General features: G+C 65.8%; 15 protein-coding genes. 4 read left to right on the top strand and 11 right to left on the bottom strand.

Features of this window, described 5'->3' with window-relative positions; all coding sequences use genetic code 11:
• Positions 1 to 94 precede the first annotated feature (94 nt).
• A complete protein-coding gene (locus tag HZ989_RS14900; RefSeq protein ID WP_209321575.1) occupies positions 95 to 799 on the top strand; it encodes a hypothetical protein in 705 nt (234 codons plus the stop codon).
• 3 nt (positions 800 to 802) lie between these two features.
• Here HZ989_RS14900 and HZ989_RS14895 read toward each other — a convergent pair whose 3' ends face one another.
• From HZ989_RS14895 to HZ989_RS14865, 7 genes are all read right to left on the bottom strand, one after another.
• Positions 803 to 2,164 carry a glutamate--cysteine ligase gene (locus tag HZ989_RS14895; RefSeq protein WP_209321574.1) on the bottom strand — a complete coding sequence of 454 codons (1,362 nt, stop codon included), beginning with the start codon at positions 2,162 to 2,164 and terminating at the stop codon, positions 803 to 805.
• A 90-nt stretch (positions 2,165 to 2,254) separates the two neighbouring features.
• Positions 2,255 to 2,992, bottom strand: coding sequence for a 16S rRNA (uracil(1498)-N(3))-methyltransferase (locus HZ989_RS14890; RefSeq protein ID WP_209321573.1), 738 nt, complete (start codon positions 2,990 to 2,992; stop codon positions 2,255 to 2,257).
• A 154-nt stretch (positions 2,993 to 3,146) separates the two neighbouring features.
• A complete protein-coding gene (locus HZ989_RS14885) occupies positions 3,147 to 3,479 on the bottom strand; it encodes a DUF5615 family PIN-like protein (protein ID WP_209321572.1) in 333 nt (110 codons plus the stop codon).
• A complete protein-coding gene (locus HZ989_RS14880) occupies positions 3,476 to 3,703 on the bottom strand; it encodes a DUF433 domain-containing protein (RefSeq protein WP_209321571.1) in 228 nt (75 codons plus the stop codon). Before HZ989_RS14880 ends, HZ989_RS14885 begins: the two co-directional genes overlap by 4 nt.
• Positions 3,704 to 3,750: 47 nt before the next feature.
• On the bottom strand, positions 3,751 to 4,914 hold the full coding sequence (locus tag HZ989_RS14875; protein ID WP_209321570.1) for an acyl-CoA dehydrogenase family protein: 1,164 nt from the start codon (positions 4,912 to 4,914) through the stop codon (positions 3,751 to 3,753).
• 168 nt (positions 4,915 to 5,082) lie between these two features.
• On the bottom strand, positions 5,083 to 6,864 hold the full coding sequence (locus HZ989_RS14870; protein WP_209321569.1) for an acyl-CoA dehydrogenase C-terminal domain-containing protein: 1,782 nt from the start codon (positions 6,862 to 6,864) through the stop codon (positions 5,083 to 5,085).
• 4 nt (positions 6,865 to 6,868) lie between these two features.
• A complete protein-coding gene (locus HZ989_RS14865; RefSeq protein ID WP_209321568.1) occupies positions 6,869 to 7,351 on the bottom strand; it encodes a MerR family DNA-binding transcriptional regulator in 483 nt (160 codons plus the stop codon).
• Between the two features lie 81 nt (positions 7,352 to 7,432).
• Here HZ989_RS14865 and HZ989_RS14860 point away from each other — a divergent pair, with 81 nt between their 5' ends.
• Entirely contained in the window at positions 7,433 to 7,636 is a 204-nt protein-coding gene (locus HZ989_RS14860) for a DUF2256 domain-containing protein (RefSeq protein ID WP_209321567.1), read from the top strand.
• On the opposite strand, the gene HZ989_RS14855 is transcribed toward HZ989_RS14860, so the two are convergent.
• From HZ989_RS14855 to HZ989_RS14840, 4 genes are all read right to left on the bottom strand, one after another.
• The gene (locus tag HZ989_RS14855; protein WP_209321566.1) at positions 7,596 to 8,042 is read right to left on the bottom strand and encodes a DoxX family protein; all 447 of its coding nucleotides are present in this window, start codon (positions 8,040 to 8,042) and stop codon (positions 7,596 to 7,598) included. The two genes, HZ989_RS14860 and HZ989_RS14855, sit on opposite strands and share 41 nt — an antisense overlap.
• 326 nt (positions 8,043 to 8,368) lie before the next feature.
• Positions 8,369 to 8,605 carry a helix-turn-helix transcriptional regulator gene (locus HZ989_RS14850; protein ID WP_209321565.1) on the bottom strand — a complete coding sequence of 79 codons (237 nt, stop codon included), beginning with the start codon at positions 8,603 to 8,605 and terminating at the stop codon, positions 8,369 to 8,371.
• An 8-nt stretch (positions 8,606 to 8,613) separates the two neighbouring features.
• A complete protein-coding gene (locus HZ989_RS14845; RefSeq protein ID WP_245162395.1) occupies positions 8,614 to 9,135 on the bottom strand; it encodes a DUF2975 domain-containing protein in 522 nt (173 codons plus the stop codon).
• Positions 9,136 to 9,249: 114 nt separating this feature from the next.
• Positions 9,250 to 10,653, bottom strand: a complete 1,404-nt coding sequence (locus HZ989_RS14840; protein ID WP_209321564.1) for a protein adenylyltransferase SelO family protein — start codon at positions 10,651 to 10,653, stop codon at positions 9,250 to 9,252.
• Positions 10,654 to 10,866: 213 nt separating this feature from the next.
• Between HZ989_RS14840 and nhaA the strand changes: the two genes are divergently transcribed.
• Positions 10,867 to 12,096 carry a Na+/H+ antiporter NhaA gene (gene nhaA / locus HZ989_RS14835; RefSeq protein ID WP_209321563.1) on the top strand — a complete coding sequence of 410 codons (1,230 nt, stop codon included), beginning with the start codon at positions 10,867 to 10,869 and terminating at the stop codon, positions 12,094 to 12,096.
• A 215-nt stretch (positions 12,097 to 12,311) separates the two neighbouring features.
• The gene (locus HZ989_RS14830; protein ID WP_209321562.1) at positions 12,312 to 14,939 is read left to right on the top strand and encodes a TonB-dependent receptor; all 2,628 of its coding nucleotides are present in this window, start codon (positions 12,312 to 12,314) and stop codon (positions 14,937 to 14,939) included.
• Positions 14,940 to 15,031: the final 92 nt, after the last annotated feature.

Raw genomic sequence — 15,031 nt, 5'->3', positions numbered from 1 at the left:
ACGTCGAGTGGCAAGAGGCAAGATCGCGGCAGTGGACGCCTGCGGAAATCGTCGGTAGGTGAATGTCTTCAAGATGTTGATCCGGGAGATCGTTATGCTGCTTCGTCTGTTCGCCATAACCGCAGCATTCGGTCTGGCCCTCGGCACGCCGGCCAGCGCGTCCAGCCAGGCCGCCGATCCGCTGGAAACCCAGACCCGGGCGATCATCGCGCGTTTCGATACGGCGCTGCGGGCCTGTGGCGTGACACCGCCCTATGTTCCCGGTGTCGTGATCGACTCGACCCCCAGTCTGGTGTCCTTCTATACGGACGACCGGTCGGTCCACCAGTCGCGCTGGGCCGAGATGCCTGCGGAACTGCAAGGCATGCTGGGGGGCTGGGCGGCAGCCGGGACCCTGGGCCTTACGCCCGAAGGCCAGTTCGCCGAGATTTTCAACAGCCTGCTGGTTCCCCATGAACTGGGGCATTTCGTGGCGTCCTTTGACGGTCGGCTGGAGCGCGAGGATTCCTGGACCAATGAGGTGCTGGCCAATCGCATCGCCATCGCCTTCTGGGCCGAGGATACGGAGGCCAGCACGCCGATCGCGGACCGGGTCGAGAACTTCAACGTCTTCCTGAGCCAGCTGCCCAGCCCGGTGCCGGCGGGCGAGGATCCCCACGCCTATTTCGAGAGTAACTACGAGGCGCTGTCGAACGATGCCGCCGCCTATGGCTGGTACCAGGGGGCCTTCATGCGCACGGCCTGGGCCGAGCACGAGGGCGTCAGCTTCTGCGATCTGGTGAAGCCCGACGCGGGCTGATCCTCAGTAGGCGAAGTCGCGGTAGATGCGGCTGACGTCGCCCTGCCATTCGCCGTGATAGAGGTCCAGCAGGCGTTCGGCCGGGGTCACGCCGGTGTCGGCGATGTCTTCCAGTTCCGACAGATAGCCGCGCTCGTCGACCATGCCGCCGCTGAAGCGGGCGCGGTTCTTCAGGCCCTGGCGGGCGATGGCGACCATGTCCACGGCGATGTCGCGGACGGACCGCCCGGCCACCTCGGCCCGCAGGCCCAGACGGGTCACGTCGCGGCGCAGGCGTTCGTGGTCCTCGATATCCCAGTCCTTGCACAGGTCCCAGGCGGCGGCGAGCGACGGGGCGTCGTAGAAGATGCCGGTCCACAGCGCGGGCAGGGCGCAGATCCGGCTCCAGGGGCCGCCGTCCGATCCGCGCATCTCCAGATACTGTTTCAGGCGGACCTCTGGGAACAGGGTCGTCAGGTGATCGGCCCAGTCCTTCAGCGTCGGGCGTTCGCCGGGCAGGGCGGGGAGCCTGCCGTCCATGAAGTCCCGGAACGACTGGCCTGAGGCGTCGATGTAGCGGTCGCCGCGTTTGGCGAAATACATCGGCACGTCCAGCGCATAGTTGGCATAGGTCTCGAAGCCGAAGCCATCGGCGAACACGAAGTTCAGCATGCCGGTGCGGTCGGGATCGGTGTCGGTCCAGACGTTGGCCCGTGCCGACAGGAAGCCGTTCGGTCGACCCTCCGTGAACGGACTGCAGGCGAACAGGGCCGTGCCGATCGGCTGGAGCGCCAGACTGGTGCGGAACTTGGCCACCATGTCGGCCTCTGAATCGAAATCGAGGTTGGCCTGGATGGTGCAGGTGCGCAGCATCATGTCGAGGCCGAGGTTGCCCTTTTTCGGCATATAGGCCCGCATGATGTCGTAGCGGCCCTTGGGCATGACGGGCACGTCCTCGCGCCGCCACATCGGGTCGAACCCGGCACCGAGAAAGCCCAGATTCAGCTCGTCGGCGACCATCTTCACCTCCATCAGGTGCTGGCCGGTCTCGGAGCAGATGTCGTGGATGGTCTCGAGTGGAGCGCCGCTGAGCTCGAACTGGCCGCCGGGCTCGAGGCTGATGGAGGCCGCGTAGCCGTATTCGTTCTTGCGCTCGAGCGCGATGACGTGACCGGCCTCTTCCACCGGCGACCAACCGAAGCGCTGCAACCCCGTCAGCATGGCCAGGATGCCGTTCGGGCCATCGTAGGTCGGGCGACGCAGGGTCGATTTGTCGAAACCGAACTTCTCGTGCTCGGCCCCCACGCGCCACGCGGACTTCGGCTTGATGCCTTTGGTCATCTCGCCGACCAGGTCGTCGAAGGTGAGCGGCGCGGTGACGGTCATGCTGGGAGGCCTTGGTCGGTGTCGCGGGTAGATGGGCGGGATTGAGGCATGACTCAAGGGGCCAGGGTTCGCGTCGCGGGCGCGCGTCGCCTATCGCTCCCAGTCGCCGACGGCGGCCTGCCACAGGGCCATGGCCGCGATGGCGGCAGTGTCGGCGCGCAGGATGCGGGGGCCCAGCGAGACGGCCGTCGTGAAGGGCAGGGATCGCAGACGCTCGCGTTCCTCCGGCGAAAAGCCACCCTCCGGCCCGATCAGGATGGCCCAGGGAGCCCGTTCTCCCTCTCCCTTGGGGGAGGGAGACTCCAGCGCCCGCATCACCGGCTGACCCCCCGTCTCGTCGCAGAACATCAGCCGGCGCGACGGGTCCCAGGCGTCCAGGATGGTGGCCAGTTTCTGCGGGTCGTCGACCGTCGGCACGTCCAGCCGCCCGGTCTGTTCGGCGGCCTCGATGGCGATGGCGTCCAGCCGGTCGAGGCGGACATGCTCGACATTGGTCCGCTGGGTGACGGCCAGGCGCACGCGGGCGGCCCCTAGCTCGGCGGCCTTCTCGACGATGGTCTCGACGCGGGATTTCTTGACCACTGCGACGATCAGTTCGAGGTCAGGGCCGAACGCCTGGGGCCGGACCTGTTCCTCGGCCCGGAGGATGACGCCCTTCTTGAGGATTTCGGCGATCACGCAGCGCCACTCGCCGTCGCGGCCGTTGAAGACCAGCAGGGCGTCACCGAGCTTCAGCCGCATGACCTGGGTCAGATAGCGGGACTGGTCCAGCGTCGGCGCGACGGCGGCACCGGCGGAGAGGGGCTGGGGGACGTGGAGGCGGATCACCGCTCGGACGCATCGTTTGAGGCTACAGCTTTTGCGGCCTGTCGTTCGCCATTCCAGAACGCACGTTTTCGCCAGCGAAAGTGTTTCCACCATTCGCCTGCTGGAGTTAGCAGTCCTTTTTTGACCTTGGCCATCCGCGCATAATAGCTTTGGCTCAGCCGATTGCGAGGCAGTCTATGTCATCCGCCCGATCCATGGCCAGGATGTCGTTCGCGTGCATCCTGAGGAGGACATGGACATAGGTCGTTGAGCGATTGCCGCATCTAAGCCAAACCACTTTCGGGGGAGAGCCACGAAGGGCTGAGAGGTCGGCAAAATCCCCATCGAGAGTCACGATACAGTAGCCATTCTCGGCAGCGTAACTCCAAATCGTCGTATCGTCAGCCTGATCCAGGTGCAGAAGACGGACCTGGGACGAGCCGGGAAACAGATTTTCGAGAACGTTCGGCAGCCGGTGGCTGAGATTCTGATCGAACAGAAGTTTCACGCGGCCGCGAAAGTGGTCCGGCGATGTCGGTCGGCCGCGTAAGCGAGCACAGCGCGAATGTCGTCTTCGGTCAGTTCGGGGAAGTCTTTCATGATCTCAGAGTGACTCATCCCTTCGGCGAGCCACCCCAATACATCTTCGACAGAGATACGCATGCCTCGGACACACGGGCGCCCGCCTCGCTTACCGGCCTCGATCGTAATGTATTGACGGTAGTCGATCATGAGGGGAACCTACCATGTAATCCTCATGAGTTACAGGCGTGTCGGAGCTACAAGCTCCGCGCGATCAGGACCTTCATGATCTCGTTGGTCCCGCCGTAGATGCGCTGGACGCGGGCGTCCTTGTACAGCTGGGCGATCGGATATTCATTCATATAGCCGTAGCCGCCGTGCAGCTGGAGCATCTCGTCGATGACCTCGCCCTGCAGGTCGGTGACCCAGTATTTGGCCATGGAGGCGGTGACGGCATCCAGCTGACCCTTCAGGTGCAGGCCGATGCAGTGGTCGACGAACACGCGGGCGACGGTCAGCTTGGTCTTGACCTCGGCCAGCTTGAACTGGGTGTTCTGGAACTCCAGCACCGACTTGCCGAAGGCCTTGCGCTGCTTGACATAGGCCAGGGTCTCCTGAAGCCCGCGCTCGGCCGCGGCGATACCCTGGACGGCGATGTTCAGCCGCTCCTGCGGCAGCTGCTGCATCAGCTGGACGAAGCCGTGGCCCTCGACGCCGCCGATGATGTTGTCGGCCGGCACCTTCACGTCGTTGAAGAACAGTTCGGAGGTGTCGTTGCCCTCCATGCCGATCTTGTGAAGGTTCCGGCCGCGCTCGAAGCCGTCCGCGCCGTCTGTCTCCACCACGATCAGCGAGGTGCCCTTGGCTCCGGCCGCGGGGTCGGTCTTGGCCACGACGATGATGAAATTGGCCAGCTGGCCGTTGGTGATGAAGGTCTTGGAGCCATTGACGACATAGCCATTGCCGGACTTCACGGCGGTGGTCTTGACGCCCTGCAGGTCACTGCCCGCGCCCGGCTCGGTCATGGCGATCGCGCCGACCAGTTCGCCAGTGACCAGACGCGGCAGCCAGCGCGCCTTCTGCTCCTCGGTGCCGTAGTGCCAGATGTAGGGGGCGACGATGGCGTTGTGCAGGCTGATTCCGAAATGGTCCGCGCCCTTCCAGCCCAGCTGACGCATCAGCACGACCTCGTGGCGATAGTCGCCGCCCATGCCGCCCCATTCCTCGGGCTGCGACAGGCCCATCAGGCCCGCCTCGCCCGCCTTGTTCCACAGGTCGCGCGGGACGGATGAGTTGGCGATCCAGGACTGCACCGCCTCGGGCGGCGCATGCTCGTCGATCCATTTGCCGACGCTGTCGGAGAACAGGACGATGTCCTCTTCCAGCATGAAGTCGGGGGAGGGGGTGTCGATGACGTTCATGGTTTCACTCGATCTTCTCCCTCCCCCTGCGGGGGAGGGTGGCCGCGCAGCGGCCGGGTGGGGGCGGCAAGGCGGAGCGGGCACCGGCGTGTGGATCGCCCGGCCCTCCCCACCCGGTCGTCGCTACGCGCCGACCACCCTCCCCCGAGGGGGAGGGAGAGGAGCGGCCTAGAACGCCTCCGCCGGAATCTGCATCAGCACGTCAGAGCCGGTCTTCATCTTGACCAGGTGCCCCTGGGCGTCGGGCAGGATGCGTTCGACGAAATAGCGGCCGGTCTGCAGCTTGGTGATGTAGAAGGGATCGTCCGAACCCGCATCGATCTTCGCCTGGGCGGCCCTGGCCATCTGGGCCCACATATAGGCCAGGGCCGTGAGCCCGAAGAGGTTGAGGTAATCGGTGGATGCTGCACCGGCATTGTCCGGGTTCTGCATGCCGTTCTGCATCAGCCACATCGTGCCGTCCTGCAGCTTCGTCTTGGCGTCGGCCAGTCCGTCGACGAAGGGCTTGATCGGGCCCTCGGCACTGTTCTCGGCGACGAAGGCGTCGATGTCGGCGAACCAGCTCATGATCGCGCGTCCACCGTTCGACGGCAGCTTGCGGCCCACCAGATCCAGCGCCTGGATGCCGTTGGTGCCTTCGTAGATCATGGTGATCCGGGCGTCGCGCAGATACTGGCTGGCCTGGAAATGCTCGGTGTAGCCGGAGCCGCCATGGACCTGCATGCCCAGCGACGCGACGTGGAAGCCCTTGTCGGTCAGATAGGCTTTCAGCACCGGGGTCAGCAGGCCCATATAGTCCTTGGCCTTGGTGGCCGTGGCCTCGTCGGCGGATTTCTCGAGATCGGCGTGCAGGGCGGTCCACAGGACGAAGGCCTGTCCGCCTTCCACGAAGGCCTTGGCCTCCAGCAGCATGCGGCGGACGTCGGGGTGCACCATGATGCTGTCGGCCTGGGCGTCCGGGTTCTTCGGCCCCGTCAGGCTGCGGCCCTGGATGCGGTCCTTGGCGAACTCCAGCGCGGCCTGATAGGCGGCGGAACCGATGGCCAGGCCCTGCAGGCCGGTGCCGAGACGCGCCTCGTTCATGACCACGAACATGTTGTTCATGCCCCGGCCTTCCTCGCCGATCAGCCAGCCGGTGGCGCCGTCATACTGCATGACGCAGGTGGCGTTGCCGTGGATGCCCATCTTGTGTTCGAGGCCCGCGCACATCAGCGAATTGCGCTCGCCCAGGCTTCCGTCGTCGTTGACCATCACCTTGGGCACCAGGAACAGGGACAGGCCCTTGATGCCGGCCGGCGCGCCCTCGACGCGGGCGAGGACCGTGTGGATGATGTTGTCGGTGAAGTCGTGCTCGCCGGCCGAGATCCAGATCTTCTGGCCGGTGATCCTGTAGGTGCCATCGCCCTGGGGCACGGCCTTGGTGCGGACCATGCCGAGGTCGGTGCCGCACTGGGGCTCGGTCAGGTTCATGGTCCCGCCCCACTCCCCGGTGGCCATCTTGGGCAGGTATTTGGTCTTCAGCTCTTCCGACGCATTGGCGTGGATGCCGGCATAGGCCCCGGCGGTCAGGCCCGGATACATCGAGAAAGCGGCCGAGGCCCCGGCGGTAAACTGGCCGAACGCCATGCCGACCACGGCGGGCATGCCCTGGCCGCCATAGGCCGGATCAGCCGACAGGGCCGGCCATCCGGCCTCGACCATCGCCTGATAGGCTTCCTTGTAGCCCTTCGGACCGGTGACCACCCCGTTGTCCCAGTGGCAGCCTTCCTTGTCGCCCGAATGGTTGATCGGGGCGATGACCTCCTCGGCGAATTTGGCGCCTTCCTCCAGCACCTGCTGGACCAGGTCGGACGAGACGTCCTGGAACCCGGGCTGGTTGGAATAGCGGTCGATCTCCAGAACCTCGTTGAGGATGAAGGTCAGGTCGCGGACGGGCGCCTTGTAGGCCATGGGGTCAGGCTCTCAGCTTGAAGGGATGGTGGGCGTGGTTGTCGAGGTGCTGGCGCAGCACCGAGGCATATTCCTCGGCCCCGGGCAGAAGGTCGGGACGCTGGTCGTTGAGGCGTTCTTCCATGGCCGCACAGGCCTCTTCGGCCATCTGGATGGCGGCGTTGAGGTCTTCGCGCTGCCGCTTCAGGGCCTCGATCTGTGCGCGGTGACGACGCAGGGCAATGGCCATCTGATGGGTGTTGCCGTCGTTGCGGTCGTACAGATCCAGCATTTCCTGGATCTCGGTCAGGGTGAAACCGATGCGGCGGCCGCGCAGGATAAGCTTCAGACGGGCGCGGTCGCGAGCGTCATAGACCCGGGTCTGGCCCTTGCGGGCGGGGGTCAGAAGGCCCTTGTCCTCATAGAAGCGCAGGGCGCGTGCGGTCGCACCGAACTCCCGGCACAGCTGCCGGATCGAATAGGAGCGATGGTCGTCTGCAGTCGCCATAAGCGCTTCATAACTTGACGCGGACGTAAAGGGAAGCTTTCAGGTTGACGCAGCGGTTCGCCCGGGCGGATAGGACCGCCGATGTCACGCAAACACGTCAACAAGGGACTGTCGCCACGAAAGGGCGATCTGCCGGAAAAGACCTGTGTGGTGTGTCAACGTCCCTTCGCCTGGCGGGCCAAATGGGCTCGGGACTGGGACGTCATCACCGTGTGCTCCGACCGCTGCCGGTCGGCCCGGAGGCTCAGCGCGAAACGCGACGGCCCAGGTAAACCGGGATCGTGATGGCCAGCAACAGGACGTTGGTCAGGGCGAGGCCCAGGTCCAGGCCGATCGCGTGAACCGCCAGCATGGTGGCTTCCAGCATGACCAGACCAACGGCCGAGACCAGCAGCGGCCAGCGACCCAGCTTCCACGACAGCAGGGGCGCGATCATGCCGAGCGCCAGCACGATCTCCACGATGCCGATGCCCCGGACCAGGCTTTCGCTGACCATCCCGGGCCAGTTCATCAGGGCGGTCAGGTTCGAGATCGACTCGGTCAGCTTGGCGTAGCCGGCGGCTGCGAAGAACATCGCCACCCAGCCCTGCAGGGTCCACAGCGTCAGATTCCTGAACGCCGCCCGATTGCGGATCTGGGCCGCCGACAGGGTCGGGCGCGTGGAGGCGGGTGGCGCGAGGCTTGTGGACATCTGGATTTCGTTTCGTCGGGGAGGACGGGGTATTGGCAACAGTGGCTAGATCAGATTGGTGGAGCGGTTTCGCAAGGGCTTGAGAACCGCACCGTAACCGGTTGTGATGAACAAGCTGTGCCTCAACGACGCGGCGACACCGTGGCCCGATGCCTACGGATCGGTAATCCGCGTGAATCACCGGCCACAGCGGAGATAGACCTGTCCGCGCCGCTGCCACCGGTCTTCAGCAGCACATCCACCCCCCGGCCGATGGACGCGGATAGGGCCCCGCACGCGGCGTGCGAGGCCCTGTCCAGCCTGCCCGGACTGTCGACGTCCGGGGCTCAGGCCTCGTCCGTCTCGCCGGGCGGCTGAGGTTCGGCGGAGTTCGCCAGCAGTTGACCCGGGGCGCAGTCCAGTTCGCGGCACAGGGCGTCCAGGGTGGAGAAGCGAATGGCGCGGGCCTTGCCGGTCTTCAGGATGGACAGGTTGGCGATGGTGACCCCGACCCGGTCGCTGAGTTCCGTCAGCGACATGCGGCGTTCGACGAGCATCCGATCCAGTTGCACAATGATGGCCATGGGGCGCCTCAGACCGTCATCTGCTGGTCGTCGCGCATGGCCGACCCCTGCCGGAACACCTCGGCCAGCATGAAGACGATCAGGATGCCCAGCCAGGCACCGAGATCGACCGAATAGTCGAGGTCGTCGATGATCCCCTCCGGCACAGTCCAGGCCAGGATGAACGCGCTGATCTGCACCCCGATCAGACCGAGGCCGACCCCCTGCAGGCGTCCGACATTGGCGCGTTCGAACGCGTCGCCCTGATTCACGGCGAGGAACATCCGGCGCAGGCGGTTGAGGACCCACCAGGTGCTCAGGGTGGCGACGAAGGCGGCGAGGAAGGTGGCGCGCTCGTTGAGCATCAACGTTCGCCAGCTGTCCTCGTTGTCCGCGAGGGCATCGATGAAGCCGGCACCGAAGTCCGGCATGACCAGAGACGCCACAAGCATCAGGCCCGTGGCGATCACGGCGAGGGCCACGAATATGTTCCCGAACCCCAGGACCCAGCGCAGGACGCTGGCGACGGAACGACGACCGATGAGCTTCACTTGACGACCTCCACGCCGCGATATGTGCGATCATGTCGATAGTCGATATAGGTTCATTGATTATCGATCAAGAAAATTGTCGATAAACGATATGAAACTTTTGTAAGGTAAGTTTCAGGTTCGGGCGGACCGAGCCTCTTCCACGCGCGCCAGCTTGGCCTCCAGCGGCGACCAGTCGTCATGTGCGTCGATCGCGGACCAGATCGCCTCGACCTCGTGGATCAGCATTTCTTCCGGCTCGGGACGGACGAAGGCGGGATGCTCCAGTCGCTCGGGCCGGTCGGGTTCATGCTCGAACAGGGCGAAGCGGAAGGCGTCGAAGGCCTCGCCCTGCCAGGCCTTGGCGCGCGGTCCGGACAGGGCGCGCGCCGAGGAGGAGAAGCCGGCGAACCAGTCGTGGAAAAGGGGTTCCCAGCGGATGGCCTCGCCCTTATCGCGCAGAAGCGCCAGCGTCGTGTCCAGCAGGCGCTGGTCGGCCGCCTCGCCCAGGCTCCTGACGCCCAGCCGCTCCAGGAAGGCCGCGCGGAGTTCGCGGATATAGGCCGGACCGAACCCGTTCAGGGCCTCGGTCAGAGGGGTGGCGTCGCCGACCAGCTTCAGCGTGCCCGCCAGCTGGGTCAGGTTCCAGAACACGGCCTCGGGCTGGCGCGCGAAGGCATAGAGGCCCGAGTGGTCGAAATAGGCGGCGGTGAAACCGGGTTCATAGGACGGCAGAAACCGCCAGGGCCCATAGTCGAAGCTCTCACCCGTGACGTTCAGATTGTCGGTGTTCAGCACGCCGTGGACGAAGCCGGCGGCGATCCAGCGGGCGGTCAGGCGGGCGGAGGCCGCGACGATGACGGCCAGCAGGCCGGGCGCGTCGCCGACCGCGACCGTCGGATGATAGAGACTGCGCACATGCTCGACCAGGGTCTCGATCTGGTCGGCGCGGCCGAAGAAGCCGGCCCTCTGGAAGGTCCCGAAACGGACGTGGCTGTACTGCAGCCGGACCAGCACCGCAGAGCGGGTCGGCGAAGGCTCGTCGCCGCGCTCCAGCGCTTCGCCGGTCTCGATCAGGCTCAGCGCCCGGCTGGTCGGGACGCCCTGGCTTTCCAGCATGGCGGCGGCCAGGACCTCGCGCACGCCGCCTTTCAGCGTCAGACGCCCGTCGCCCGCGCGCGACCATGGGGTGGTGCCCGAGCCCTTGGTGCCCAGATCCAGCACTCTGTCGTCGGAGGCTCTCATCTGGGCGGCCAGGAAGCCGCGTCCGTCGCCGAGGTCCGGATTGTAGGTGCGGAACTGATGGCCATGATAGCGCATGGCGACCGGGCCGGGCTGGCCGGGCAGGGGCTGGAACCGACCGAAATGGTCGACCCATTCGGCGTCGCCCAGTGTGGCCAGGCCGACATCTGCGGCCGCCCGATCGTTCCGGTGGCGCAGGACGGTTTGGGGGAAGTCGGCGGGGCGGACCGCGTCGCCGAATTCCGGGCCTAGATCAAAGAAGCGAGGCTCGGGGCGATAGGTCGGGCTGACGGGCATGGGTCGCAGATGCGACCTGACGGTGGCGGACGCAACCACGGACGGCCCGGTTTTCATTGAACGCTCGCCCCGGATGGCTATGGTGAAGGCAGCGATCAGGTCGGCGACACGCCCGACCAGGCCGGCGTCGATTTCCGTGCAGGGGGATAGGCGAACCCGGTCCGGTGCCCGTCGATAACCGGGTGCCAGCAGACCCCCTGATCGGAGGCCATCGTGGCTCGCAGATTGACGCTCGACTTCCTGAAGACAGAGGCCGCGTCCGGGGCCGTGCTCGGCCTGGCCGCCGCGGCAGCGCTGGTGGTGGCCAATTCGCCGCTGTCCGACGCCTATTTCGCCTGGCTCAAGAGCGAACACCTGTTCCAGGCGGGGCCGCTCCGTCTGGAGCTGACCGTGTCGGAATGGATCAAGGAAGGCCTGATGGCGGTCTTCTTTCTCGTGGTCGGCATGGAGATCAAATACGAAATCCTTCGCGGGGAGCTCAGCGATCCGAGGAAGCTGGCGACCCCCGTCCTCGCGGCGCTGGGCGGGATGATCGCGCCCGCCCTGGTCTATCTGGCGATATCCGGCGCGACGGGAGGGCCGCCCGGCGGCTGGCCCATTCCGCTGGCCACCGACATCGCCTTTGCCCTGGGCGTCTTCGCCATCGCAGGGCGAGGCCTGCCCTCCTCGCTGCGGGTCTTCCTGCTGACCCTGGCCATCGTCGACGATCTGGGGGCCATCGGACTGATCGCGGTGCTGTTCAGCAGCGGGATCGACGGGGTGCCCCTGGCCTGGGCGGCCGGGTTGCTGGCGGTCGGCGCGGCCGCGTCCCGACGGCCCATCGCAGCCCCTTTCTGGATCATGGGCTTTCTGGCCGTCTGGTGGCTGAGCGTCCAGGCCGGCCTGAGCACCTCCCTGGCTGCGGTCGCCTTCGCCGCGATCGTGCCGGTGGAACCTCGCATCAATGACGGTCAAAGCCCGCTGAAAGAGGCGATGCACGACCTCCACCCCTATGTCGCCTACCTGATCCTGCCGCTGTTCGCCTTCGCCAAGGCGGGGGTGTCCTTTGCCGGACTGTCGCTGGATCAGCTGTTCGCACCGCTTGTCCTGGGCGTGGCGGCAGGCCTTTTCCTTGGCAAGCAGATCGGCGTCTTCGGCGCGACCTGGCTGACGACACGATTGAAGCTGGGCAAGAAGCCGGCCCAATCAACCTGGCTGCAAATCTATGGGGTGAGTCTTCTGTGCGGGGTCGGCTTCACCATGAGCCTGTTCATCGGCATCCTTGCGTTTCCCGGTACCATCGACGCCCCCGAACAGGTCGAGGTCAAGCTGGGCGTGATCCTGGGGTCGACCCTTTCGGCGTCCCTGGGTGCCGTGATCCTGGCGGTGGCGGCCAGACGTCGGCGCAATTCGAAGGCCCGACCCTCGACGAATACTGATCCTGGCGCACCAATATTGACCTAGGGTCATCGTCGTCTGTCGCTTTTGCGTCACACACACAGCCGGGACGAGGCTGAAACATGTCGTGATTGCGTGCGGTCGCTTGTCGCTGGACGCGGCTTGGACTAACGCAACAGTTCGAGAATCCGACGCCTCGCAAGAAGGGCGCGGTCTGGGAATCAGGAATCGCCGCGACACGCCCGGGAGGGTTCGTCCGGCACATGAGCCGGGAGCCATCCATGCGTCTTACCAACTTCCTCCGCTGCACCGCCTCGGCGGCCGTGGTCGGCACTGCCGTGTTCGGCTGGGCCGGCGTCGCCTCCGCCCAGGACCAGGCGTCCTCGGTCGACGACATCATCGTCACCGCCCAGAAGCGCGAGCAGAGCCTGCAGGATGTGCCGATCGTGGTCACCAGCCTGTCGCAGGAAGCGCTCGAGAACGCGGGCGTCCGCGACATCAAGGATCTGCAGATCCTGACACCGGGCCTGACGGTCACCTCGACCTCGTCGGAAGCCTCGACCACCGCCCGCATCCGCGGCGTCGGAACCGTGGGCGACAACCCCGGTCTGGAAAGCTCGGTCGGTGTCGTGATCGACGGCGTCTATCGTTCGCGCAACGGCGTCGGCTTCGGCGACCTGGGCGAACTCAGCCGCATCGAAGTCCTGAAGGGCCCGCAAGGCACCCTGTTCGGCAAGAACACCTCGGCCGGCGTCATCAACATCCTGACCGAGGCCCCGTCGTTCACGCCGGGCGGCGGCGCGGAACTGACCCTCGGCAACTATGGTGCCTGGGGTGTCGCCGGTTCGATGACGGGTCCGCTCAACGACCAGGTCGCCTATCGCCTGTACGCCGCGCACCGTGAGCGGGAAGGCTTCTATGACGTCAATGTGGGCGACGGCCCGCGCACCCTCACCGAAGACGGCACCCAGGACTTCTTCACGGTCCGTGGCCAGCTCCTGGTTCTGCCAAACGACAGTGCCTCCGTCCGACTGATCGCTGACTACTCGCGCCGTGACGAGTTCTGCTGCGTCGGCGTGCAGCGTCGTACCGGACCCATCGGTGCCATCATCGACAGCCTGTCGACGGGCCCGGGCAATACACCGGCAGCCGCAGGGTTCGGCTACCTGCCCTTCGCGCGCCTCGCCTATGCCAACCGTGTGACCGATCAGGAGATCGAGGACATGGGTGTGTCGGCGGAAGCCAACATCGACATCGATGCCTGGAACGCGACGCTGACCTCGATCAGCTCGTGGCGCAACTGGTCGACCACCAATGGTCAGGACGCCGACTTCACCGGTGCCGACATCGCCTATCGCCTGCCGGACGGTGACTTCGGTGCCTCGGTGCGCAACATCACCCAGGAATTCCGCCTGGCCGGGGCCACGGACAAGCTGGACTGGCTGGTCGGCTTCTTCGCCACGCGCGAGAACGTCAACCGTCGCGACAGCTTCTTTGAAGGCGACGACTATGCGCCGGCCCTGTCGCTCCAGCTGTCGGCGGCCCTGAGTGCAGCGACGGCCGGGGCCATCCCGACCAGCCCGTCGATCATCCCCTGCTTCACGCGCCCGGCCCAGACCGCGCTCGGCCTGCAGCAGTGCCTGGGTACGCAAGGTGCCATTTCCGGTGGCGGGCCGACGATCGTGCCCGGTCAGTCGTTGCGCGACCGGTACATGCAGCGTTCGGACTCGATCGCCCTGTTCACCAACAACACCTACAAGGTGACGGACGCGTTCGAGCTCACGCTCGGCCTTCGTTATACCTATGACGAGAAGCGCCTGATCGGGGTGCAGAACAATGTCGGCACGAATTCGGGCGTCTGCGCCGCCGCCCTGGGCAACCAGGGCGCCATCCTCGGCGTGCTGGGTACGGCCAATGGCGGGGCTTTCCTGGCCCGCTTCTGCCTGCCCTGGACCAACCCCTTCTATGCCAACCGCGGCATCAACGAGAGCGTCAATGACGGGACCCTGTCGGGCACGGTCAAGGCGGCCTATCGGCTGAACGAGTCGATCCTGGTCTATGCGTCCTATGCCCGCGGCTACAAGAGCTTCGGCTACAACCAGGACCGCGTGCAGGTTGCGACGGCAGCAGTGCCGCTGCCGATCAACCCGGCCCCGTCGCTGTTCTTCCCCTCGGAAGACGTCGACAGCTATGAACTGGGCGTCAAGACCACCCTGTTCAACCGCTCCATGCTGCTGAACGCGACCTATTTCGACCAGAGGTTCGAGAACTTCCAGCTCAACACCTTCCTCGGCACCGCCTTCGTGGTGGAGTCGATCCCCGAGCTGACCTCGCGCGGCGTGGACGCCGACTTCCTGTGGTTCACGCCTCTGGAAGGGCTGACCCTGGGCGGCGGCGTCACCTACACGGACGCGCAGTTCGGCAAGTTCACGGCCTCGCAGCTGACCAACCCGGGTAACTTCGGCGGCCTGTCCCTGCTGCCGGGCAACCGGCCGTCGTTCGCGCCGGAATGGTCGTACGTCGCCTCGATCAACTTCGACCGGTCGATCGGCAACGGCCTCCGCGCCGGGTTCAGCCTCTCGGGCAAATATATGACCGACTACAACACCGGCTCCGACCTGTTGCCTTACAAGTTGCAGGACGGGTTCGGCACGCTGAACGGCCGCATCACCCTCGGTTCGGAAGACGAGCGCTGGGCCCTGGAAGTCTGGGCCCAGAACCTGACAGACGAAGAGTATGTCCAGGTTGCCTACAACGGCTTCCTGCAGGGATCGGGCTTCCAGTCCACGGCGACCGCCAGCGGCCCGTATGCCGGCACCTTCTACAACCCGGCCGGCGACACCCAGACCATCGACGCCTTCCTGGGCGCCCCGCGCACCTACGGCGCGACGCTGCGCATCAAGTACTGATCTTCGGCCTCCAGAGGCCGGAGTGACCAGGCCGGTCGGGGATGGCCCCGACCGGCCTTTTCTTTGCCTGGCGTCTGGCGACGACAGGACGG

The sequence above is a fragment of the Brevundimonas sp. AJA228-03 genome, from assembly GCF_017795885.1.
Taxonomy (GTDB): domain Bacteria; phylum Pseudomonadota; class Alphaproteobacteria; order Caulobacterales; family Caulobacteraceae; genus Brevundimonas.
The sequence above is the reverse complement of the archived record's forward strand: the minus strand, read 5'-3'. Positions and strand labels throughout refer to the sequence as shown.